16 protein-coding genes are annotated in these 23,306 nt (G+C 70.7%); 9 read left to right on the top strand and 7 right to left on the bottom strand.

What is annotated here, in order from left to right:
* Nucleotides 1-67: 67 nt before the first annotated feature.
* Both MFF64_RS03220 and MFF64_RS03215 read right to left on the bottom strand, forming a co-directional pair.
* Nucleotides 68-2,380 (bottom strand): PAS domain S-box protein, encoded by a 2,313-nt coding sequence (locus MFF64_RS03220; protein WP_238189546.1) that lies wholly within the window; start codon nucleotides 2,378-2,380, stop codon nucleotides 68-70.
* 92 nt (nucleotides 2,381-2,472) lie between these two features.
* Entirely contained in the window at nucleotides 2,473-2,877 is a 405-nt protein-coding gene (locus MFF64_RS03215) for a DUF1236 domain-containing protein (RefSeq protein WP_099898749.1), read from the bottom strand.
* A gap of 271 nt (nucleotides 2,878-3,148) precedes the next feature.
* Here MFF64_RS03215 and MFF64_RS03210 point away from each other — a divergent pair, with 271 nt between their 5' ends.
* Nucleotides 3,149-4,228, top strand: a complete 1,080-nt coding sequence (locus MFF64_RS03210; protein WP_099898753.1) for a replication initiator protein A — start codon at nucleotides 3,149-3,151, stop codon at nucleotides 4,226-4,228.
* Nucleotides 4,229-5,694: 1,466 nt separating this feature from the next.
* Here MFF64_RS03210 and hutU read toward each other — a convergent pair.
* From hutU to hutI, 3 genes are all read right to left on the bottom strand, one after another.
* Nucleotides 5,695-7,359, bottom strand: a complete 1,665-nt coding sequence (gene hutU, locus MFF64_RS03205; protein ID WP_099898747.1) for a urocanate hydratase — start codon at nucleotides 7,357-7,359, stop codon at nucleotides 5,695-5,697.
* A gap of 229 nt (nucleotides 7,360-7,588) precedes the next feature.
* Complete coding sequence (hutH, locus tag MFF64_RS03200; protein ID WP_099898745.1) at nucleotides 7,589-9,124, bottom strand: histidine ammonia-lyase; 1,536 nt, start codon at nucleotides 9,122-9,124, stop codon at nucleotides 7,589-7,591.
* Nucleotides 9,121-10,344, bottom strand: coding sequence for an imidazolonepropionase (hutI, locus tag MFF64_RS03195; RefSeq protein WP_099898743.1), 1,224 nt, complete (start codon nucleotides 10,342-10,344; stop codon nucleotides 9,121-9,123). The genes hutH and hutI overlap by 4 nt, the downstream gene beginning before the upstream one ends.
* 109 nt (nucleotides 10,345-10,453) lie before the next feature.
* Here hutI and MFF64_RS03190 point away from each other — a divergent pair, with 109 nt between their 5' ends.
* The 5 genes from MFF64_RS03190 to mqo all read left to right on the top strand — a co-directional run bounded on the left by MFF64_RS03190 (nucleotide 10,454) and on the right by mqo (nucleotide 16,195).
* Entirely contained in the window at nucleotides 10,454-11,812 is a 1,359-nt protein-coding gene (locus tag MFF64_RS03190; RefSeq protein WP_238189544.1) for a formimidoylglutamate deiminase, read from the top strand.
* Nucleotides 11,813-12,047: 235 nt separating this feature from the next.
* A complete protein-coding gene (gene hutC, locus MFF64_RS03185) occupies nucleotides 12,048-12,791 on the top strand; it encodes a histidine utilization transcriptional repressor HutC (protein ID WP_099898739.1) in 744 nt (247 codons plus the stop codon).
* A gap of 138 nt (nucleotides 12,792-12,929) precedes the next feature.
* Entirely contained in the window at nucleotides 12,930-13,436 is a 507-nt protein-coding gene (locus MFF64_RS03180; RefSeq protein ID WP_099898751.1) for a CYTH domain-containing protein, read from the top strand.
* A 34-nt stretch (nucleotides 13,437-13,470) separates the two neighbouring features.
* Nucleotides 13,471-13,989 carry a lipocalin-like domain-containing protein gene (locus tag MFF64_RS03175; protein WP_099898737.1) on the top strand — a complete coding sequence of 173 codons (519 nt, stop codon included), beginning with the start codon at nucleotides 13,471-13,473 and terminating at the stop codon, nucleotides 13,987-13,989.
* A 493-nt stretch (nucleotides 13,990-14,482) separates the two neighbouring features.
* Nucleotides 14,483-16,195 (top strand): malate dehydrogenase (quinone), encoded by a 1,713-nt coding sequence (mqo, locus tag MFF64_RS03170; protein ID WP_238189542.1) that lies wholly within the window; start codon nucleotides 14,483-14,485, stop codon nucleotides 16,193-16,195.
* A gap of 236 nt (nucleotides 16,196-16,431) precedes the next feature.
* Here mqo and MFF64_RS03165 read toward each other — a convergent pair whose 3' ends face one another.
* Together MFF64_RS03165 and MFF64_RS03160 are read right to left on the bottom strand one after the other, a co-directional pair.
* Complete coding sequence (locus MFF64_RS03165) at nucleotides 16,432-16,950, bottom strand: hypothetical protein (protein WP_099898735.1); 519 nt, start codon at nucleotides 16,948-16,950, stop codon at nucleotides 16,432-16,434.
* Between the two features lie 240 nt (nucleotides 16,951-17,190).
* Nucleotides 17,191-18,042, bottom strand: a complete 852-nt coding sequence (locus MFF64_RS03160) for a LysR substrate-binding domain-containing protein (protein ID WP_099898733.1) — start codon at nucleotides 18,040-18,042, stop codon at nucleotides 17,191-17,193.
* A 137-nt stretch (nucleotides 18,043-18,179) separates the two neighbouring features.
* On the opposite strand from MFF64_RS03160, the gene MFF64_RS03155 reads away from it, so the two are divergent.
* The 3 genes from MFF64_RS03155 (at nucleotide 18,180) to MFF64_RS03145 (ending at nucleotide 23,245) form a co-directional block, all read left to right on the top strand.
* On the top strand, nucleotides 18,180-19,217 hold the full coding sequence (locus MFF64_RS03155; RefSeq protein WP_099898731.1) for a bile acid:sodium symporter family protein: 1,038 nt from the start codon (nucleotides 18,180-18,182) through the stop codon (nucleotides 19,215-19,217).
* 281 nt (nucleotides 19,218-19,498) lie between these two features.
* Nucleotides 19,499-20,755 carry an O-antigen ligase family protein gene (locus MFF64_RS03150; RefSeq protein WP_238189540.1) on the top strand — a complete coding sequence of 419 codons (1,257 nt, stop codon included), beginning with the start codon at nucleotides 19,499-19,501 and terminating at the stop codon, nucleotides 20,753-20,755.
* Between the two features lie 342 nt (nucleotides 20,756-21,097).
* The gene (locus MFF64_RS03145; RefSeq protein WP_238189537.1) at nucleotides 21,098-23,245 is read left to right on the top strand and encodes a PQQ-dependent dehydrogenase, methanol/ethanol family; all 2,148 of its coding nucleotides are present in this window, start codon (nucleotides 21,098-21,100) and stop codon (nucleotides 23,243-23,245) included.
* The last annotated feature ends 61 nt before the right edge of the window (nucleotides 23,246-23,306 follow it).

Below are 23,306 nucleotides of genomic sequence, written 5' to 3'. Positions count from 1 at the left end.
AGGATGAGGTCGAGGGTGGGACAGGCCTGTTGGCTCTTCGAACTGGTTCGAACAGGGAGGCCGTCCCTCACTCCCCGCGCCGCAGCTCCGCCAGCGGCGCCGTCAGCGTGCACACCACCCCCTCGGGCGGGTAATGCGTGGCGACCTCGCCGTCGACGGTGCCGGCGAGGCTCCGTTCGATCAGGCGCGAGCCGAAGCCCTTGCGGGCGGGCGGCGTCACGAGCGGACCGCCATGCTCCTGCCAGCGCAGGGCCAGGACCGGCGCGGCGGCGTCGGTGACCGTCCAGTCGAGGGTGACGTGGCCGTCAGGGGTGCGCAGGGCCCCGTACTTGACTGCGTTGGTGGCGAGCTCGTGCGCCATCAGGGCGAGGGAGAGCGCCGCCGGTGCCCCGCAGGGCACCGGCGGCCCCGTGAGCCGGAAGCGGCCGAGCCGGCCGTCGTCGTGGATCGCCAGCGCGCCCTCGAGCACCGCCCGCAGGGAGGCGCTCTCGCCCGCGCCGGTCAGCAGGATGTCGTGCGCCTTGCCGAGCGCGACCAGCCGGGCCACCAGCGCCTCGCGGGCCGCCGCCGGGTCGGTGGCGTTGCGCAGGGTCTGCACGGCGATGGCCTGCACCATTGCCAGGGTGTTCTTGAGCCGGTGGCTCAGCTCGCGGTTGAGAATCTCCTGCTGCGCTTCCGCCGCCTTGCGGGCCGAGATGTCGTGGCTCACCGCCGCGAAGCCCTCGAAGGCCCCGCCGGGCCCGGTCAGGGGGAACAGGCTGTAGCGCACCGGCACCACGGCTCCGGTGGCGAGGTTGCGCATGCGGAACTCGCCGCTCCAGTTCCTGCCGGCCCGGATCGCGGGCAGGATCGTGCCTTCGGCGAAGGGCAGGTCTTCGGGGGAAAAGAAGTCGGTCAGGCGCGCGTCCCGCGCCGCTGCCTCGCTCACGCCCACCAGGGTCCGGCCGGCCGGGTTGACGTAGTCGATGGCCCCCTCCGCGTCGGCGATGGCGATGAAGTCGCTCGATTGCTCGGCGACGAGAGCGAGACGGCGCAACGCCGCCTCGGCTTCGCGCTGCTCGGTCACGTCGAGGAAGACCGTGACCGCCGCCCGGATCGCCCCGTCCTCGTCCCGCACCGGGGCGCTCGAGACCTCGAGCAGGCGCAAGGCGCCGGTGGCGGCGTGGCGGTAGCGCATCGCCTCGCCGGTCACCATCGCGCCGTCGCGGAGGGCGCGCAGGGACGGGTAGTCGTCCGGCGCGTAAGCGCGCCCGTCGGCATGCACGGCGCGGAAGGACTCGTAGCGGGAGAGCCCGGGCACGCCCAGCCCGTGGCCCAGGATCGCCTCGGCCCGGGCGTTGACGAGGTTCGGCGCGCCCGGCCCGATCCCGGCGACCGAGATGCCGACCGGCGCCTGCCGGAAGACCGCTTCGAGCAGGCCGCGCTCCAGGTCGAGCCGGCGCTCGGATTCGCGCCGGTCGGCCTCGGCGCGCCGGCGCTCGGTGAGGTCGAGCATGGCGCCGATCATCCGCACCGCGCGGCCGTCCTCGGCGCGGATCACCGAGCCGCGGTCGAAGACGTGGGCGAACGTGCCGTCGGCGCGGCGGAAGCGGTACTCGTCGCTCCAGACCGTCCCGGTGCCGTCGATGACGGCGTGGATCGAGGCGTCGATCCGGGCGCGGTCGTCGGGATGGATGTGGTCGATCCACCACGCGCCGGTCGGCGCGACGTCCGAGAGCGCGTGGCCGTAGGCGGCCTCCAGCGCCTCGTTCCACAGCACGTGGTCGGCGGCGAAGTCCCAGTCCCAGATCGCGTCGCTGGTGGCCTGCGCCGCCCGGCGGTAGCGCTCCTCGGTGGCCCGCGCCGTCCGCAGGGCCGCCTCCTGGTCCGCCACCGCCCGGCGCAGGGCCAGCTGGGCCGTCACCTGCCGGGCGAGCGCCCGCAGGTCGTCGGCCTCGGCGGCGTCAAGGCCCGCCGGCCGGGACACGTAGTCGATCACGCAGAGCGTGCCGAGCACGTGCCCTTCCGGCGTGCGCAGGGGTGCGCCGGCATAGAACCGGATGCCGGGATTGGCGGTGACGAGCGGGTTGTCGCGGGTGCGGGGGTCCTGGGTCAGGTCCGGGATGACGAGGAGCGAATCCGGCTGCGCCAGGGCGTGGGCGCAGACCGAGCGGCTGAGATCGGTCTGCGGGAGGGGGAAGCCGGTGCGGGCCTTGAACCATTGCCGCGTGCCGGCGACCAGGCTCACCAGCGCGATCGGCGTATCGCACAGCCGGCTCGCCAGGCGCACGACATCGTCGAACCCCTGCTCGGGCAGGGTGTCGAGGATGGCGTAGGCCTCGAGCGCGGCGAGGCGGTCGGGGTCGCACGCGGCGTTCAGCGGGTCGGGAGGGCGGGACATTCCGGGCCGGGGGCTTCGACCCCGGCTCTTAGCTCGAACACGGCCCCCGCGTCACGGTCGTTCGCGGGTGGTCCACGCTTTCGTCGGTCGGATCAGTCGATCACCTCGACGACGCGGCGCGTGCCGGGCTCGACCAGCACGGGGTGATCGTTGACGATGGTGTAGTTGTAGCCCTTGAGGGCGAATTCCGGCGGCACGTCGTAGTAGATCACGCCCTCGGGCGGCAGCACCGTGCCGACGCGCAATGGCCCCTCGTGGCGGAAGGACGGCCGGCGCTCGCCGGCGGCGTAGATGCGGAAGCGCTCGCGCCGGTCGATGCCCAGGATGCTGTTCGCCGTGCCGACGGCGGCCCCGATGGCGCCGCCCACCACCGCGCCCACCGGCCCGGCGATCGCCTCGCCCCGCGCCGCGCCGTCCTGCGCCCCGCGGGCGGTGCCCTGGGCGTGAGCGGCGGAGACGCCGGTGGCGAGGAGGAGGGCGGCGAGGGCGAGGCGCATGGCGGAATCTCGGGGAGAGCTTGGCTGTTGCGGGAGAACGGCGGGTCGGCGGGGGAGGTTCCGGTGCGGCCCTCCCGGATTCTGCGTTAACCGCGATTGAAGAGGATCGGGGACGACATCCGAAAACCCTGTTCCGTCCACGATTTGGAAGGCGGGCGGCTCCTAGCCTCCTCGGCATGAGCGTGTGGATTCGAAACGGCAGGGCGGCAGGGGGCGGCACGGCGCGACGGGAGCCGTGCGCGCCGGCCACGGGCCTGACACGGGCGTGACGATGAGCCATCGGCGCAACGACCAGATCGACATGGTGGTGCCCTTCGTGCACTTCCGCGACCAGCGGGAGACGATGGAGCGGCCGTTCTTCTCGATCGCCAAGCAGAAGCGCCTGAAGGAGATCGATTATACCAGCCCCGACGGCTCGGTCTGGGTGCGGGTGCTGCCGAACCAGGCCTACGGCATGGCGACGATCTGGGACGCCGACATCCTGATCTGGGCCGCCTCGACGATCTGCGAGATGAAGAAGCGCGGCCGCAACGACATCCCGCGCAAGCTCCACTTCATGCCCTACGACCTCCTGAAGGGGATCGGCCGCGAGACCGGCGGGCGGCAGTACAAGCTCCTGCGCGACGCGCTGTTTCGCCTGCAATCGACCTCGGTGCGCACCAACATCCGGGCCGAGAAGGCCAAGCGCAAGGAGCGCCAGTTCAGCTGGATCGACTCGTTCGACGACACGATCGACGAGGAGACCAATGCCAGCCGCGGCATGTCGATCACCCTGTCGGACTGGTTCTACGAGGGGGTGCTGATGGATGGCGGCGTGCTCGCCATCGACCCGGCCTATTTCGGCATCACCGGCGGGCGCGAGCGCTGGCTCTACCGCATCGCGCGCAAGCATGCCGGCGGGGCAGGGGAGGGGGGTTTCGCCATCAGCCTGCCGACCCTGTTCGAGAAGTCGGGCGCCGAGGGCACCTATCGCCGGTTCAAGTTCGAGATCGCCAAGATCGCCAAGGCCGACGAGCTGCCAGGCTTCGTGCTGCGGCTCGAGGACAAGGAGCGCGGCGAGCCGCACCTGCGGATGATCCGCCGCGACCTCGTCACCGACGAGGTGCTGGTCGAAGCGGCCCCGAAGCCGAAACGCACACGCAAGCCGAAGGCAGCGCCGGCGCTGCCGCTCTTCCGCCACCTCTCCGACGAGACGATCGCGCTGTGCCGTAAGGCCCATCCGGGCTGGGACGTGTACGGGCTGAAGACCGAGTTCGACCACTGGCTCGAGGGCGACGCGAACCGGGAGCCGAAGAACTACGAGAGCGCCTTCTTGGGGTTTGCCGAGCGCTTCGTGCGCGACGCCAACTGATCCACAGGCCCGCCCGTTCCCGATGTACGAGGAAGACGGCGGGCGAGAGGGCTGAGCCCGAGGGGAAATCCCCGGAATCCCTGTGAATGACTCGGCCGGAGTCGGCACTTCGGGAACGCCCGGGGGTGAGATCGGCACTTCGGGAACAGGCACCGTGCGATCGGGAACGCCGGCACGGTACTTCGGGGACAGGACGCGCGGTACAACGGGGACGAATCCTCGGCACATCGGGAACGGCCCACCGGCATTAAGCATTTGGGCGAGTTCCAGGAATCGTCGCCGCCGGAGCGCCTAAATCGATAAAGATTCCTGTAACACTCTAAGCGGTGCATTCTGGGGAAAAGCCGGACGACGAGTCCGGGCCCGAGTCGGAGCTCACAGTCGCGAGTCGAGGCAGGGTCCACAGCGCACCCACAGGAGTCGACGGGACTCATCGGAACGAATCAGGCAGCCACGGCATCTGTCGAAACGAGGTGGCCAAGCTGGACTCGACTCGAGAAAGCTTTCCTGTGGGACTCTCCGGGGTGGAGGATCGCGATCTCGACTCGTCAGACCTCGCATCGTACGAGCGGATTCAAGGTGGCGATGGGACCGGACGGCGATGCGCAACGTCGGGACGGAGAGGCGTCTCGCCATGGTGGACCGTTCGTGAAGTACGCCCCGGCGACAGGTGATGGGCCGGATGGGCGATCCGGGCCGTCGCCGCAGGAGGGGAGGGTGGCTTGATCGTCGCGATCAGGGTTGCGGGTCACCGGCTGCGCGGTATCGCCGGAACGATGAAACTGGCTCCGGCGAGAAGAGGACGTACATCGGGGACAGCGGGGAGAACGAGCAAGCGGGGCAGCGGTCATGCACGGTCTCCCCGCAATCCCGGACAGTGAGGGTGTGGATCAGGCGGGCACGAGACGGGCGACGCGGGAACCGGAAGTGACAATTCGAGCGTACGACGACCTCGCCGGCCATGAAGCCTCCAGCGACACTCGAAGCGGGTGAGTCGCGGAGTTCCCGAAGTACGCCGAGCGCCATTCGGGCGGTTCGTGGATAGCAATCAGGTCACGCTATTCCTAATGTTCGGAACGTCGATATCTCGGGCGATCCTTCTTTCCCGCCCCCACCTCATCCTGACGTGGGACCAACGGGAGCCTCGAAGGAGAGCTCCAGATCGCTGCAAGACTTCTGGAGCCCTCCTCCGAGGCCAACCGATCTTCGATCGGCCGGCCCTTCAGGATGAGGTCACGAGCAGGATAGAACCGCACTCGGCGTTGCGGCCTTCGCAATCGGAAAGGCACTCACGGAGTGACAACCATGTGACCTGTCCGATCACCGCAACGACCGTCGAAGACGCTCTCATACCCTCGTGCCTTCGCCTCGACATGTCGATGCGAAGGCGACTGGCGCATCAGCGCCGGCGCCCATTCGGGCTTGCCTGGCGCCTTCGAACGCGCCCGTTCGAAGGCGCGGCGGTATCAGACCAGCGACGGCAGATCCAGCCCATGCTCCCGGGCACACGCGACCGCATCCTCGTAGCCGGCATCGGCATGGCGCATCACGCCGGTGGCAGGGTCGTTCCACAGCACCCGCTCCAGGCGTCGGTCGGCCGCCTCGCTGCCGTCGCAGACGATCACCATGCCGGCATGCTGCGAGAAGCCCATCCCGACCCCGCCGCCATGGTGGAGCGAGACCCAGGTGGCGCCGGACGCGGTGTTGAGGAGCGCGTTCAGGAGCGGCCAATCGGAGACCGCGTCGGAGCCGTCGCGCATCGCCTCCGTCTCGCGGTTCGGCGAGGCGACCGAGCCGGAATCGAGGTGGTCGCGGCCGATGACGATCGGCGCCTTCAGCTCGCCCTTGCGCACCATCTCGTTGAAGGCAAGGCCGAGCCGGTGGCGATCGCCGAGGCCGACCCAGCAGATCCGCGCCGGCAGGCCCTGGAACCGGATCTTCTCCCGCGCCATGTCGAGCCAGCGATGGAGGTGGTGGTTGTCGGGCAGCAGCTCCTTCACCTTGGCATCGGTGCGGTAGATGTCCTCCGGGTCGCCCGAGAGGGCGCACCAGCGGAACGGCCCGATGCCGCGGCAGAAGAGCGGGCGGATATAGGCCGGCACGAAGCCCGGAAAGGCGAAGGCGTCCTCGACGCCCTCCTCCAGCGCCATCTGGCGGATGTTGTTGCCGTAATCGACCACCGGCACGCCGGCGCGGTGGAAATCGAGCATCGCCCGCACGTGCACCGCCATCGATCGCTTGGCCGCCGCCGCCACCGCGGCCGGGTCGGTCTCGCGCTTCGCTTCCCATTCGGCGACCGTCCAGCCCGCCGGCAGGTAGCCGTTGACGGGGTCATGGGCCGAGGTCTGGTCGGTGACGCAGTCGGGGCGCACGCCGCGGGCGTAGAGTTCAGCAAAGACCTCCGCCGCGTTGCCGAGCAGCGCGACCGAGCGCGGGGTCTTGGTGCGGCAGGATTCCTCGATCAGCGCCAGGGCATGGTCGAGGTCGCGGGCCTGGACGTCGACGTAACCCGTGCGCAGGCGGAACTCGATGCGCGAGGCCTGCGCCTCGACCGCGAGGCAGGAGGCGCCCGCCATGGTGGCGGCGAGCGTCTGCGCGCCGCCCATGCCCCCTAAGCCCGCCGTCAGGATCCAGCGGCCCGACAGATCGCCGGCGTAATGCTGGCGGCCCATCTCGACGAAGGTCTCGTAGGTGCCCTGCACGATGCCCTGGCTGCCGATATAGATCCAGGACCCGGCGGTCATCTGGCCGTACATCATCAGGCCCTTGCGATCGAGCTCGTGGAAATGCTCCCAGGTGGCCCAGTGCGGTACCAGGTTCGAGTTGGCGATCAGCACCCGCGGGGCGTCGGCGTGGGTGCGAAAGACCCCGACCGGCTTGCCGGACTGGACCAGCAGGGTCTGGTCATCGTCGAGATCCTTCAGCGCCGCCACGATGCGGTCGAAGCTCGCCCAGTCCCGGGCCGCCCGGCCGATGCCGCCATAGACCACCAGTTCGCCCGGCCGCTCGGCGACATCGGGATCGAGGTTGTTCATCAGCATCCGCAGCGGCGCCTCGGTGAGCCAGCTCTTCGCAGTGAGATCAGTGCCGTGGGGGGCGCGGACGATGCGGGCGTTGTCGATGCGGGTCATGGGAAGGGGCTCCGGGCGGGAGGGGGTTCGATCGTTGTCTGACTCATCCCACCCGCAACCTCATCCTGAGGTGCGAACAAAGTGAGCCTCGAAGGAGGGCTCCAGAAGTCTCGGAGCTATCTGGACTCCTCCTTCGAGGCCAACCGATCTTCGATCGGCCGGCACCTCAGGATGAGGTCGCGAGGAGGAGGATACTTATGAAGACTGCGCTCGTGGGTTGAATGGATGCTCAGCCGAGGACCGGCAACGGCATGTCACCCACCGCCGCGACCAGGCTCCCATCCCGCACCAGCGCCAGCGCCGCTGCGATGTCGGGGTGGAAATGCCGGTCGTCGTCGAGATGGGGCACCTCCGCCCGCAGCCGCGCCCGCACCGCCTCCAGGGCCGGGCTGGACGTCAGCGGCGCGTGGAAGTCGCAGCCCTGCGCCGCGGCCAGGACCTCGATCGCCACCACCGCGGCGGCGTTCTCGGCCATCGGCAGGAGGCGGCGGGCGCCGTGGGCGGCCATCGAGACGTGGTCCTCCTGGTTGGCCGAGGTCGGGATCGAATCGACGCTCGCCGGCATCGCCCGCTGCTTGTTCTCGGAGACCAGGGCCGCGGCCGTCACCTGCGGGATCATGAAGCCGGAATTCAGCCCCGGCTTCGGGGTCAGGAAGGCAGGCAGGCCCGACAGCGCCGGATCGACCAGCATGGCGATGCGCCGCTCGGACAGGGAGCCGATCTCGCAGAGCGCCATGGCGATCATGTCGGCTGCGAAGGCCACCGGTTCGGCGTGGAAGTTGCCGCCGGACAGGGCCTCGTCGGTCTCGGAAAAAATCAGCGGGTTGTCGGAGACGCCGTTCGCTTCCGTCGCGAGCAGGTCGGCGGCCTGGCGCAACAAGTCGAGGCAGGCGCCCATCACCTGCGGCTGGCAGCGCAGGCAGTAGGGATCCTGCACCCGCTCGTCGCCGACGAGGTGCGAGGCCCGGATGGCGCTGCCGGCCATCAGCGCGCGCAAGGCCGCGGCGGTCTCGATCTGGCCGCGGTGGCGGCGCAAGCTGTGGATGCGCGGATCGAACGGCGCGTCGGAGCCGCGCGCCGCGTCGGTCGCGAGCGCCCCGGCGACGAGGGCCGTGCGCAGCAGGGTCTCGGCCTCGAACAGGCCGGCCAGCGCGTTGGCGGTCGAGAACTGGGTGCCGTTGAGGAGCGCCAGGCCCTCCTTCGGCCCGAGCGAGGCCGGCGCGAGGCCGGCCGCCGCCAGCGCCTCGGCGGCGGGCAGGCGTCCCGCCGGGGTGAAGGCCTCGCCGACCCCGATCATCACCGCCGCCATGTGGGCGAGCGGCGCGAGGTCGCCCGAGGCGCCGACCGAGCCCTGGCAGGGTACCACCGGGATCACGTCGCGGGCGAGCATCGCGGCCAGCAGGTCGAGGGTGGCGGGCTGCACGCCGGAGGCGCCTTGCGCCAGGCTCGCGAGCTTGAGCGCCAGCATCAGGCGCACCACCGGCACGGGGCTCGGCTCGCCGACGCCGGCGGCGTGGGAGAGCACGATGTTGCGCTGGAGCGTCGCGAGGTCGGCGGCGTCGATCCGCACGCTCGCCAGCTTCCCGAATCCGGTATTGATGCCGTAGACCGGCTCGCCCCGGGCGAGGATCCGGGCGACCGCAGCGGCGCTCTCGGCGACGGCCGGCGCGCAGGATGGATCGAGGGCGGCGGGCGCGCCGCGATAGACCGCGCGCCAAGCCCCGAGCGGCACCGCGCCCGGCACGAGGGTGATCGTCTCGGTCATCGTATCCCCCGGATGCGGGCGTGGAGCGGGTTGAAGCCCATGCGGTAGACGAGCTCGGCCGGCCGCTCGACCGACCACACCGCGAGGTCGGCGCGCTTGCCGGGTTCGAGGGTGCCGACCTCGGGGAGGATCCCGAGGGCGCGGGCGGCCTCGCGGGTGACCCCGGCCAGGCACTCGTCGACGGTGAGGCGAAAGAGGGTCGCGGCCATGTTCATGGCGAGCAGCAGCGAGGTGAGCGGCGAGGTGCCGGGATTGGCGTCGGTGGCCACCGCCATCGGCACGCCGTGCTGCCGGAACAGCGCCACCGGCGGCAGCTTGGTCTCGCGGATGAAGTAGTAGGCGCCGGGCAGGAGCACCGCGACGGTGCCGCTCTTCGCCATCGCGGCGGCCCCGGATTCGTCGGTGTGCTCGAGATGGTCGGCCGAGAGGGCGTGGTAGCGCGCCGCGAGCGCGGCGCCGCCGAGATTCGAGAGCTGGTCGGCGTGGAGCTTCACCGGCAGGCCGAGTCCCTGCGCCCGGTCGAACACCCGGGCGACCTGATCGGGCGAGAAGGCGATCCCCTCGCAGAAGGCATCGACCGCGTCGACGAGCCCTTCCGCGGCGAGCGCCGGCAGCATCGCGTCGGCGACCTCGGCGATGAACGCCGCCTTGTCGCCGCCGGCCTCCGGCGGCAGGGCGTGGGCGCCGAGGAAGGTGGTGCGGATGCCGACGGACCGCGATTCGGCGAGGCGGCGGGCGGCGCGGAGCGCCTTGCGCTCGCTGGCGAGGTCGAGGCCGTAGCCCGACTTCACCTCGACCGTGGTGACGCCCTCGGCGATCAGCGCGTCGAGCCGGGGCAGGGTCTGGCGCACGAGGTCGTCCTCGCTCGCAGCCCGTAAGGCAGCCACCGAGGAGACGATGCCGCCGCCGGCCCGCGCCACCTCCTCGTAGGAGGCGCCAGCCAAGCGCAGCTCGAATTCGTGCGCCCGGTCGCCGGCCCAGACGAGGTGGGTGTGGCAGTCGATCAGCCCCGGGGTGATCCAGCGGCCCTCGCCATCGACGATCTCGGCCCCAGCGAGCGCCGCCCCCGGCAAGTCGGCCTCCGCACCGGCGAAGACGATTCGGCCGTCGCGGATCGCGAGCGCGCCGTTCTCCACCGCGCCGATGCCGGGGAGCCCGGGCGCGAAGGTGGCGAGCCGGACGTTGCGCCAGACCTGCGGCACCCCTTCTGTCTCGCTCATGCGCGTCTCCTCCGTGATTCGTTCATATGTATAGACATGAACGACCAGCCTTGTATAGACATGATGAGGAGCGCAGGAGCGCCGAGGACCCCATACAGGAGACGCGCCGATGACCGTGCTGCACGCCGCCCAGGCCCTCACGCCCGCGGGCTGGCAGGCCGATCTCCGGCTCACCCTGGAGGCGGGCCGGTTCTCCTCCGTCGAGGCCGGCCGGCCGCCGGAGCCGGGCGATACGAGCGTGGCGGTGCTGGTGCCGGGCCTGCCGAACCTGCACAGCCACGCCTTCCAGCGCGGCATGGCGGGGCTGGCCGAGCGGCGCGGGCCCGCCTCCGACACGTTCTGGACCTGGCGCGAGACGATGTACCGCTTCGCCCTGCGGATGACCCCGGACGAGGCGGAAGCGGTCGCCGCGCAGGCCTATGTCGAGATGCTCGAATCCGGCTTCACCCGGGTCGGCGAGTTCCACTACCTGCACCACTCGCCCGACGGGCGCCCCTACGGCCACGTCGCCGAGATGGCCGAGCGGATCGCCGCCGCCGCCGCTCTCACGGGCCTGCGCCTGTCCCTGCTGCCGGTGCTCTACCGATGGTCGAATTTCGGGGGGGCGGCCCCGAATGAGGGCCAGCGCCGCTTCGTCAGCGACCTCGACCTGTTCGCCCGCCTCGTCGAGGAATCCCGCGCCGCCGTGACCGATCTCCCCGGCGCGACCCTCGGCGTCGCCCCCCACAGCCTGCGGGCGGTGACACCGGACGATCTCTCCGCCGCCGTGGCGCTCGCGGAGGGCGGGCCGGTCCACATCCACGCCGCCGAGCAGGTGCGGGAGGTGGAGGAATGCGAGGCCTGGTCCGGCGCCCGGCCCGTGCAATGGCTCCTCGACGAGGCCGGGCTCGACCCGCGCTGGTGCCTGATCCACGCCACCCACATGACGCCCGACGAGACCGTCCGGTTCGCGGCAAGCGGCGCCGTCGCGGGCCTGTGCCCGGTGACCGAGGCGAGCCTGGGCGACGGCATCTTCCCGGCCCCCGGCTTCGTGGCTGCCGGCGGGCGCTACGGGGTGGGCACCGATTCGAACGTGCTGGTCGGCGCCGCCGACGAGCTGCGCCAGCTCGAATACGCCCAGCGCCTCGGGCAGCGCCAGCGCAACGTGCTGGCCGCCCCCGGCGCCTCGACCGGGCGGGCCCTGTTCGACGCAGGCCTCGCCGGCGGCACCCAGGCCCTCGGGGCGGAGGGGGCCAAGCTCGCGGTCGGGGCGCCGGCCGATTGCGTCGCCCTCGCCGGGGCGGACCCGGCGCTGATCGAGCGCCAGGGCGACGCCCTCCTCGACGGCTGGATCTTCGCCGCCGGCTCGCGGGCGGTGGACGCGGTGTGGGTGGCGGGCCGGCAGGTCGTCGCGGGTGGGCGGCACGTCGCGCGGGAGGCGGTGGCGGCGCGGTACGCGGGGGTGCTCAGGCGGTTGATGGCGGCGTGATCCACTGTCACCGGTTCCGAATCACCCGCTTGCTTGAGACAAGAACGTGTCCCCCTCCCGTGTGGGAGAGGGGATCCCGCGACGTGTCCTTACCGGGTTGAGCCAGGCGGACATCGCGATTCGGCGTACCGTGCCAAGCTCGGATATGAGGAAACGATCCGGCCTTCTGGGAAGGCCGGCGGTGAGGGGGAGGCGGCGTGGGCGAGCGTGATCCTGTGAGCGAGCCGGTCCCCCGATGACGGCGCACGATCCCGCCCGCCCCGAGGCCCGGCCGATCTCGCTGCACCAGCAGATCCTCTCGGAACTCCAGGGCCACATCCTGTCGGGCCGCTGGCCGCCCGGCCACCGCATTCCGTTCGAGCACGAACTGACGGCGCAGTTCGGCTGCTCGCGCATGACCGTCAACAAGGTGCTGACCCAGCTCGCCGCCGCCGGGCTGATCGAGCGCCGGCGCAAGGTCGGCTCCTTCGTGCGCCAGCCGCACTCGCAATCGGCGGTGCTGGAGATCCCGGAGATCCGCAGCGAGGTCGAGGCGTTGGGCCTGCCCTACCGCTTCGCCCTGCTGCAGCGCCGCCGCCGGCGCAGCACGCAAGGAGACCGCGACGCGCTCGGTCTCGACGCGCCGGCCCCAGTCCTGGCGCTCGCCGTCCGGCACGAGGCCGGGCCGCGCCCGTTCTGCCTGGAGGAGCGGCTGATCCACCTCGCGGCGGTGCCCGAGGCCGAGGGGCAGGACTTCGCCGCGGAGCCGCCGGGGGCGTGGCTCGTCCACCACGTGCCCTGGAGCGCGGCCGAGCACCGCATCCGCGCGAGGAGCGCCGATGCCGACCTCGCGGCCACGATGGCCTGTCCCCTGGGGACACCCTGCCTCGTCGTCGAGCGCCGCACCTGGAGCGCCGGGCGCCCCGTCACCGTCGTGCGGCTGACCTATCCGGGCGAGGCGCACGAGCTCGTCGCCCGTTTCGCTCCGTCACAGAACTGACGTAGCGACCCTAGCCCTGACAGGCCCGATCGGCTATCAGCCGCGCCGCCCCGGCAACGGCCGGGCTTGCCGGGCGTTCCGCAAGGTCACTGCCCCGGCGCCCATTGCCGTGAGGCGGGCATGAACGGTCGTAAGGTGATGCGGTACGAGGTCGAGCGGAAGTTCCTGGTCGCCCATGCGGGGTGGCGCGAGCAGGCGGTGAGCCGGCACCGGCTCACGGACGGGCTCGTGGGCGAGTTCGCCGGCGGCAAGGTCCGGGTGCGGCTCGACGAGGAGCGCGCCTGGCTCACCGTCAAGGGCCGGCGCGAGGGCCTGTCCCGACCGGAATTCGAGTACGAGATCCCGCGGGACGAGGCCGAGGACATGCTGCGCCTCGTCTGCGAGACCTGCCTGATCGAGAAGACGCGCCACTGCGTGCCGCATGACGGGCTGGTCTGGACGGTCGACGAGTATGGCGGCTCGCTCGCCGGCATGGTCCTGGCCGAGATCGAGCTGGAGCACGAGGCGCAGGTCGTCGCCCTGCCGGACTGGCTCGGCCGCGAGGTCACGGCGGATGCGCGCTTCCGCCAATCGACCCTGCTGCGCCTCGCCCGCGAGGCCGGACGCCCGGTGACCCTGACCGAGGTGATCGCGGCGCCGCTGTGACGCGACACCCCCCGCCTTGACGAGAGGACGAACGATGATCCGAATCCTGAAGACCTCCCTGTGCGGGCTCGCCCTCGCGGTCGTGGTCGGCCCGGCCCATTCGGCGGGTGAGACCGCCCCCACCGGGGAGGCGCTGGCGCGCCGCCTCGTCGGCACCTGGGAGCTCGTCTCCTACAAGGTCGAGGACAAGGCGACCGGCAAGCTCGTCGACGCGATGGGCGAGGCGCCGCGCGGACGCGTGATCTTCACGAGCGATGGCTGGGTGGCGTTCAACCTCGAGGGCAGCGGCCGCAAGCCGGCCAAGTCCGAGGCCGACCGCGCCGCCCTGAGGCACACCCTGGTCGCCTATATCGGCCGCTACCGGGTCGAGGGCGACCAATGGGTGACGAGCGTGCAGACCGCCTGGGCGCCCGAATGGGTCGGCACCGAGCAGCGTCGGACCATCCACCTCGAGGGCGATACCGCCGACGTGACGACCCCCTGGCGGGAGATGCCCAACTGGGACGAGGGCCGGCCCTCGCGCAGCATCATCCGCTTCCGCCGCGCCTCCTGAGACGGGAGCCGCAAGGGGAGCCGTCAGGTCCTCCGGTCCGGGCCGTTGAGGAAGCGAGAGCATCGTCCAGAACGGCCCGGCCTCGAGATCGGTCGAATCGGCCGGCGCGACGTCCGCCCTGCGATTGTCCTTTGCGTCCGCATCGTCTATGAGGCGGCCGCAAAATCACCGAGCTGAACCAGCCAGCGTTGTCTCGTCGCCGGCGGTCGCCACCGCCCGAGGTCGGCCCGCGGTTCGTCCGCGCCCCTCGCGCCCTCAGGGCAAGGTGATCCGGGCAAGCGGACGCTCCCCCGTCGGCCGTGAGTGGACCGGCGGAGCGGGGTGAGCGTCGCGAGGGACCGACCGATCACGGTCGGGGTACCGCGACCGATACGAGGAAACCCACCCGAAAGGTCTTGGGACGCGCGGGGACGCCCCGCCGTCGCGATCGGACGCCTGTCACGGCCGGGGGGTGCGCGCACCTGCCGGTCTCGTACGAGAACGGGGTTTGGCCATGCGTGCCGACGACAAGACCACTGTCCCGAACACCGGCCCGGCCGGGATCAGCCGCCGCCAGATTCTCGGGGGCGCCGCCGCCGGGCTCGCGGCCTCGGCCCTGCCCGATTCGCTCGCCTTCGCGCAGAGTGCCGACAAGGTCGACGTGCTGCTGATCGGCGGCGGCGTGATGAGCGCGACGCTCGGCGTGTGGCTCAACGAGCTGGAGCCGGGCTGGTCGATCCGGATGCTCGAGCGCCTCGACCAGGTGGCGATGGAGAGCTCGAACGGCTGGAACAACGCCGGCACCGGCCACTCGGCCCTGGCCGAGCTGAACTACACGCCCGAGAAGAAGGGCAAGATCGAGATCGCCAAGGCGGTCGAGATCAACGAGGCTTTCCAGGTCACCCGCCAGTTCCTGGCCTGGCAGGTCAAGAACGGCGTGCTGAAGGATCCTAAGACCTTCATCAACTACACGCCCCACATGAGCTTCGTCTGGGGTGACGACAACATCGCCTATCTCAGGAAGCGCTACGAGGCGCTGAAGGCGAGCCCGCTCTTTGCCGGGATGGAGTTCTCGACCGATCCCGAGCAGCTCAAGAAATGGGTCCCCCTGATGATGGAGGGGCGCGACCCGAACCAGAAGGTCGCCGCCACCTGGTCGCCGCTCGGCACCGACGTCGAGTGGGGCGAGGTCACCCGCCAGTACGTCGCCCACCTGCAGAGCCAGAAGAGCTTCCGCCTCGACGTCTCGACCGAGGTCCAGGGCATCGCCAAGAACGCCGACGGCTCCTGGCGCGTGACCGCGCGCAACCTCAAGGACGGGTCGCGCCAGAGCATCGACGCAAAGTTCGTGTTCATCGGCGCCGGCGGCGGCGCCCTGCACCTGCTCCAGGCCTCCGGCATCCCGGAGGGCGAGGATTATGCCGGCTTCCCGGTCGGCGGCTCGTTCCTGATCAACGAGAACCCGGACGTCGCGACGCTCCACCTCGCCAAGGCCTACGGCAAGGCCTCGGTCGGCTCGCCGCCGATGTCGGTGCCCCATCTCGACACCCGGGTGCTCGGCGGCAAGCGCGTCCTCCTGTTCGGCCCCTTCGCGACCTTCTCGACCAAGTTCCTGAAGGAGGGCTCGTATCTCGACCTGCTCACCTCGACCACGACCAGCAACGTCTGGCCGATGATGCGGGTCGGACTCGACGAGTTCCCGCTGGTCGAATACCTCGCCGGCCAGCTGATGCTCTCCGACGACGACCGCCTGGCGGCGCTGCGGGAATACTTCCCCAACGCCAAGAAGGGCGAGTGGCGCCTGTGGCAGGCCGGCCAGCGCGTGCAGATCATCAAGCGCGACAAGGACAAGGGCGGCGTGCTGAAGCTCGGCACCGAGATCGTCAACGCGAAGGACGGCAGCATCGCGGCTTTGCTCGGCGCCTCGCCGGGCGCCTCCACGGCGGCGCCGATCATGCTCGAGGTGCTCGAGAGGGTCTTCGCCAAGAACGTCGCCACGCCCGAGTGGCAGGCGAAGATCCGCCAGATCGTCCCGAGCTACGGCCAGCGCCTCAACGACGATCCGGAGAAGGTGGCGCAAGGCTGGGCCTATACCAGCAAGCAGCTGCAGCTCCCGACCCCGCCCGCGATCGACCGCGGCCCGCTGAAGCCGACGCCGGTGAGCGACACGGTGCTGAACAGCAACGACACCCCGGTCAAGGCGCCGGTCCACGACCTGGCACCGTGAGCCGGCCCGGGCGGCAGGGCTGCCTGGGGCAAGGATAACGCACGGGCCTTCTCCTCTCCCCGACTGATCCCGGGCTTGCCCGGGATCTGCAAGCAAGGTGCGAAGTCGGGCAAGCCCGACTTCGTTGCGGAGAGAGGAGGAACCAGCGCTACGTCTTTCTCCCGACGGCCACGCCGCGGTGGGGATAAGAAATGCCCTGCCTCTCTCCGAGCAGCGGATAACCGCCGCAATCCGATTCACATCAGGTCGAAAGCCAGCTCGTCGGGCCGGTAATCGACGATTCCGCAGGTGCGCCGGTCGACCCGGGGCGCCAGGCCGCGCATCACCACCCGGCGGTCGGCCACCACGTATCCGTCCACGCCATAGGTGAAGGTGCCGCAGGCGCCGGCGAAGACGGTGGCGGTGCCCGAATAGGTGTTGCCGCGGCGCATGCCGTCGAACAGCAGGCTGCCGCTGCGGGCGCCGGCCTCCGCCATGCCGGGACGCGGCCGGTGATAGTAGAACCGCCGCCGCGCGCCGTCCGCCACCAGCACCATCACCGAGCTGTTGTGGTCCCAGTACGATCCGCCCATGGGGCCCGCGCCGAGGGCCGCCCGGGGGGACGGCGCGCCCTGTGCACCGAAATTGTAGATGTGGACGTGCGTGGTTCCGCCGCTCTGGTTGATCTCCTGGTTGATGACTTGAGCGTGAGCGATCGAGCCGGTGCCCGCCGCGAGCGCAATCGCGGCGAGACGACCACAAAATTCCCTGAACATCCAAAGCAATCCTGATTGGCGGTGGTCGACGCGGAATGGACCGTCACCAGGACTGCCCGGGCGCCGGGATACACTTCCCACGTTGCAAACCTTGAGCGAGACCACCGTACGGGATTTCCTCGCATGGGCAATCGGAGCCGCGATCCAGCCTTAAGGAAGGCCGAAGGCGCGCCAAGGAAATCCGCACCTTGAAATCCGCGCCGTCGCCCGGGTGGGGCGGTACGAGGTCCGGAGGCCGGATCAGTCCCAGATATCGGCGTTCAGGATCTCGTGCGCCAGCGCCCGGCTCGGCTCGCGGTGGAGGCCGGGGCCGGACAGGACGAACTCGACGTCGGCGAGGCGCGGCAGGTCGGCGTGAGAGAGTTCCTGCAATCCGTCCGGGATCAGGCTGCGGGGCTGCGCCATCAGGCCGACGCCGGCGAGCGCCGCGGCGCGCAGACCGCTGAGGCTGGCGCAGGTGCAGGTGATGCGGAAGGCCCGGCCCTCCTGCGTGAGCGCGGCCAGCGCCACCGCCCGGGTGATGCTGGGGGCCGGAAAGCTCGCGAGCGCCAACGGCTCGCCCCGCTCCGGCAGGGCGGTGGGGAGCCCGACCCAGACCAGCCGGTCGCGCCGCACCAGCATGCCTTGCGTCTCGCCGACATGGCGCTTGCCGAGCACCAGATCGAGCTCGCCCCGCGCCAGCGCGTCGTTGAGGAAGCCGGTCAGCGCCACGCTCAGTTCGAGGTCGACCGACGGATAGGCCTCGCGGAAATCGCGAAGAACCTCCGACAGCCGGCTCTGCACGAAATCCTCGGAGGCGCCGAAGCGCACCTTGCCGCGCACCGGGCCGCCGGCCAACGCCCGCTCCAGTCGCTCGTGGGCGTCGAGCACCGTGCGGGCGAAGCCGAGCACCGTCTCGCCCTCCGGGGTGAGGGCGACCGAATGGGTGTCCCGGGCCACCAGCCGGCGCCCGATCTGCGCCTCCAGGCGCTGGACGTGCTGGCTCACCGTCGACTGGCCGAGGCCGAGCTGCTCGGCCGCCCGGCTGAAGCTGCGGCTGCGCACCACCGCCGCCAGGGTGCGCAGCAGCACGGGATCGATCAGGCGGGTCACGTCGGCTCTCCGTATCCTGCATGAGCGACGCGCAGGCTATCGCATCTCGCGATAACTGTAATCCTGAGGCCCCGCGTACCCATCCGGGCTCCGGCCGGTTAGGGAGGCGAGGATCCTTCCCGACCATCCGGCCCGCCATGCTCTCCCGCTTCCGCCCCGACAATTTCACGCTGATGATCGTCGGCGCCCTCATCCTCGGCAGCGTGCTGCCGGTGCAGGACCGGGCGGCCGAATGGCTCGGCGTCTTCGCCAACGGCATGATCGCGCTGCTGTTCTTCCTGCACGGCGGGCGCATCGACCGCCAGACGGCGCTCGCCGGGCTGGTGCATTGGCGCCTGCACCTCGTGGTGTTCGCCTCGACCTTCGTGCTGTTCCCGATCCTCGGCCTCGCCGCCGGCCTGCTCAGCCCGACCCTGCTCACCCCGGCGCTGGCCGCCGGCGTGCTCTTCCTCTGCGTGCTGCCTTCCACGGTCCAATCCTCCATCGCCTTCACGTCGGTGGCGGGCGGCAACGTGCCGGCGGCGATCTGCTCGGCCTCGGCCTCGAACATCCTCGGCATGTTCATCACCCCGCTCCTCGTCGCGGTGCTGCTCAATTCGCAGGGGCATCACCACGGCTTCGACTGGGCGGCGGTCGGCAAGATCATGGCCCAGCTGCTCCTGCCCTTCGCTCTCGGCCAGCTGCTGCAGCCGCGCCTCGGCCCGTGGCTGACCCGGCACAAGCCGCTGACCATGGTGGTCGACCGCGGCTCGATCCTGCTCATCGTCTACATCGCCTTCAGCCACGCGGTGGCGACCGGCCTGTGGTCCCGCACGCCCCTGCCGGCGCTCGCCACCATGCTGGTCGTCGACCTGGTGCTGCTCGCGGCGGTGCTGGCGATCACCACCGCCGCGAGCCGCCTCCTCGGCTTCTCGAAGGAGGACGAGATCACCATCGTGTTCTGCGGCTCGAAGAAGAGCCTGGCCTCCGGCGTCCCGATGGCGAACGTGATCTTCGCCGGCCAGGACGTCGGCGGCATCCTGCTGCCCCTGATGCTGTTCCACCAGGTCCAGCTCATGGCCTGCGCGGCCCTCGCCCGCCGTTACGCCGCGCGCATGCAGGCGATGCTGGCCGCCGAGGAGGGCCCGGCCCGGGCCGGCGTCGCGCCCGCCGCCGCGAAGCTCGCGGCGCGCTGACCTGAGTGGCGCTGATCCGGCGGCGTTGACGAAGGATTCACGTCGTCGCGCCATTCTCACGGGGAGCCAAGTTGCGTACCGGCTCTGTTGAGTGTCCGGCCCCGTCGCGCGTTCCGCGGCGGGGCCGCGCCGTTTTCGGGGGTGTTCGACGCGGCGACGATGGAACGACTGCCGGGAATCGTCCGCCGGTCTCTTTCAGCTTTCATTCACCCTGTCGCTTCAGCCGGCGCACACCATCCCGCGTCTAATCTCCCGGGCGTCGTGACCCGAGGAGGCGCCCGATGACCACGTTCGTCCTGCCGCGCCGCGATCTCGCCGCGATGCCGGTCCTGTCGCTGCTGCGCGGCGTCGGCCACGTCCTGATGGCGGCGTTCATCTTCTTCGCCTGCTTCGCCTTCTCGGACACCTCGCCCTACGACATCGTGGCGATCCCGACGATCGTGCTCTGGGTCCTGCTCGGCGTGCGGCTCTACCGCGGCGCGGTGCCCTTGGTCATGGTGCTCCTCGTCTTCGTGGGGGCCACGGTCGTCGCCCTGATGCCCTATCTCGACGAGGAGCTGCCGGCGGTCTGGACGGTGCAGCTCTGCTACCTCGTCATCACCGGCATCTTCTTCACGATGTTCTTCTCCGACGCGTGCGACCGCCGGGTCGAGGCCGCCCTCAAGGTCTACACCGCCAGCACGCTGCTCAGCGCGGTTCTGGGCATCGGCGGCTATCTCGAGCTGATCGGCAACGAGGACCTGTTCGCCAAGTACGGCCGGGCCGCGGGCACCTTCCAGGACCCGAACGTGTTCGGCTCGTTCCTGACCCTCGGCGCGCTCTACCTGATGCACAACCTGCTCACCGGGCGCGCCCGGCGCCCGCTCTTGTCGGGCCTCGGCCTCGGCATCCTGCTCGCCGGCGTGTTCCTGTCCTTCTCCCGCGGCTCCTGGGGCGGCACCCTGGTGGTGAGCGGGCTGATGGTCGCGATGCTCTACCGCACCAGCGCCCCCGCCTTGCGCCGCCGCATCGTGCTCCTCGCCGCCCTCACGGCGGGGTTCGGGGCGGTCGCCCTGGTCGGCCTGCTCTCGGTGGGCAATGTCGGCGAGACCTTCGCCAAGCGCGCCGCCGTCACGCAGGATTACGACGAGGGCGAGACCGGCCGCTTCGGCAACCAGCTGCGCGGCATCGGCATGCTGATCGAGGACCCGCTCGGCATGGGCCCGCTGCGCTGGCGCCGCACCTTCAACCTCGAGCCGCACAATTCCTATATCGGCGCCTTCTCCAATGGCGGCTGGGTCGGCGGCGTCGCCTTCGTGTTCCTGGTGCTGATGACCAGCCGGGTGGGCCTGCGGCTGATGAGCCAGGACACGCCCTACCGGCGCCACGCCCAGATCGTGGTGCCGGCCCTCCTGATGTTCTTCCTCCAGGCGATGCAGATCGACATCGAGAAGTGGCGCCACGTCTACATGATGCTCGGCATCGTCTGGGGTCTGGAGGCGGCGCGGGTACGCTGGATGGCCTCCGGCGAGGACGATTCCGACCGCGCGGCGGGCTGACCGGCGCTGCCTCGCGCGATTCAGCGTGTTGGCAGGGCGCGTCCGCCCCGCCATCGCTTTCTTCAAATTTACTTATTAAGATAATTTCCCTATAAACCCCCGCTTGCCGCGCCCTTGGACATCGGTGCCTCTGCGATGATGTTCTGGTCTCCATTTTGAAGATCTTCCAATCTCGTTGACAGGGCAGCCGCTCATCGACACCATCCCTGCGTCGGGCGCGAGGAAGGATGGGGGCGGACTGCCGATTCGGTCGGCCGTGCCGCCGCGCCTCTTCCTGTACGCATCGGCGCACCAAGCCGGCCGCCACAGGAGCCGGCGCGACAGGGAGAAGGCGTGAGACCGATGGGTACGATCGCGCGCTATGGATTCGTTTGTGCAGCCCTCCTGCTCGGCGCGGGGCCGCCTGCCGCGGCTCAGGCCCCGAAGGACGCGGCGAGCGGTCGCGCGGCCGGGAGCGACCGCAGCTGGACCGCCAAGGGCGGCGACGCGCGGGAATGGCATTACAGCCCGCACGACCGCATCAACCCGGATACGATCCCGCAGCTGAAACTCGCCTGGTACGGCGACTTCGAGACCAACCGGGGCCAGGAGGCGACCCCGATCATGGTCGACGGGGTGCTCTACACCTCGACCTCGTGGTCGCACGTCTACGCCTACGATGCCGCCACCGGCCGGCAGCTCTGGCACTACGACCCGAAGGTGCCGGGCGAGAAGGCGGTCGATGCCTGCTGCGACGTGGTCAATCGCGGGGTCGCCGCCTCGGATGGGCGGATCTATGTCGGCGCGATCGACGGGCGCCTGATCGCGCTGGACGCCCGCACCGGCCAAGCGCTCTGGTCGGTGCAGACCACCGATACTACGAGGCCCTACACGATCACCGGGGCGCCGAGGGTCGCCAAGGGCAAGGTGCTGATCGGCAATGGCGGGGCGGAGCTCGGCGTGCGCGGCTACGTCTCGGCCTACGACGCCGCCACCGGCACGCTGGCCTGGCGCTTCTACACCACCCCCAACCCGGAGGACAAAGCCGACGGCGCCGCCTCCGACGACGTGCTCAAGCGCCTCGCCGCCCCCACCTGGGGCAACGGGCTCTGGCGCAAGACCGGCGGCGGCGGCACGGCCTGGGACGCCATCGTGCACGACGCGGAGTTCAACCAGATCCTGATCGGCACCGGCAACGGCTCGCCCTGGAACGCCCGCCTGCGCTCCGGCCCCGAGGGAGGCGACAACCTGTTCCTGTCCTCCGTGGTGGCGGTGGACGCCGACACGGGCGCCTACAAGTGGCACTACCAGGAGACGCCGGGCGAGGACTGGGATTTCACCGCCACCCAGCCGATCCTGCTCACCGACCTGACCGTCGGCGGCAAGCCCCGCAAGGTGGCTCTGCACGCGCCCAAGAACGGCTTCTTCTACGTCATCGACCGCGAGACCGGGAAGCTCGTCTCGGCGCGCAACTTCACGCCGGTGAACTGGGCCGCCGGCATCGACCTGCAGACCGGCCGGCCGATCGAGTTCCCGGAAGCGCGCTTCACGAAGAGCCAGCTCGATTTCCTGGCGATGCCGGCGGCCTTCGGCTCGCATAACTGGCACCCGATGGCCTTCAGCCCGAAAACGGGTCTCGTCTACCTGCCGACGCAGGAGCTGCCCTTCGGCTACGCCGACGACAAGGGCTTCAGCTACACGCCCGGTCACGGCATGTGGAATCTCGGCGTCGCCTCGACGCAGAATGGCGGCCCGACCAGCGCCGCCCACCAGAAGACCCTGAAGGCCCAGACCCGCGGCCAGCTCGTCGCCTGGGACCCGGTGGCCCAGAGGGAGGTCTGGCGGGTCCAGCACTCGTCGGTCGGCGGCGGCGGCGTCCTCGCGACCGGCGGCAACCTCGTGTTCCAGGGCATGCCCGACGGCAGCCTGCGCGCCTACGAGGCCACCACCGGCCGCAAGGTGTGGAGCGCCCCGGGCTATTCGGGCATCATCGCCGCGCCGATGAGCTACGAGATCAACGGCGAGCAGCACATCGCGGTCCTGGCCGGCTATGGCGGCGCCAACGGCCTGCACGTGCCCTACATCGACGACGTCAAGATCGGCCAGACCGGCCGGCTCCTCGTGTTCAAGCTCGGCGGCACCGCGACCCTGCCCGACAACGAGGTCAAGCCGCAGCCCGCCAGCGTGGCGGTCGACGACTTCGCGCCCGGTATGGTGGCGAAGGGCGGCGACCTCTTCGGCGCCAACTGCCTCTTCTGCCACGGCTTCGCCGCCTGGTCGAACGGCGTGGTGCCGGACCTGCGGCGCTCGCAGATCAACGCCAGCAAGGACGGCTGGCGGACGGTCATTCTCGACGGCGTGCTCAAGGATCGGGGCATGATCAGCTTCAAGGACCGGCTGTCCGACCAGGACATCGAGGCGATCCGGGCCTACATCCAGGACCGCGCCCGGCAGCTCGCCCGCGACGAGGCCCTGGAGGCGCAGGCCCGGACCGCGACCGCCGGGCAGTGAGGCGCGGCCGGCCCGCCCCTGCCGGCGGGCCGGACGTCCGGCGGATGGGCCGTGCAGGAGC

The organism is Methylobacterium frigidaeris (assembly GCF_022179185.1).
GTDB lineage: Bacteria > Pseudomonadota > Alphaproteobacteria > Rhizobiales > Beijerinckiaceae > Methylobacterium > Methylobacterium frigidaeris.
This window is presented reverse-complemented; position numbering and strand designations above follow the sequence as displayed.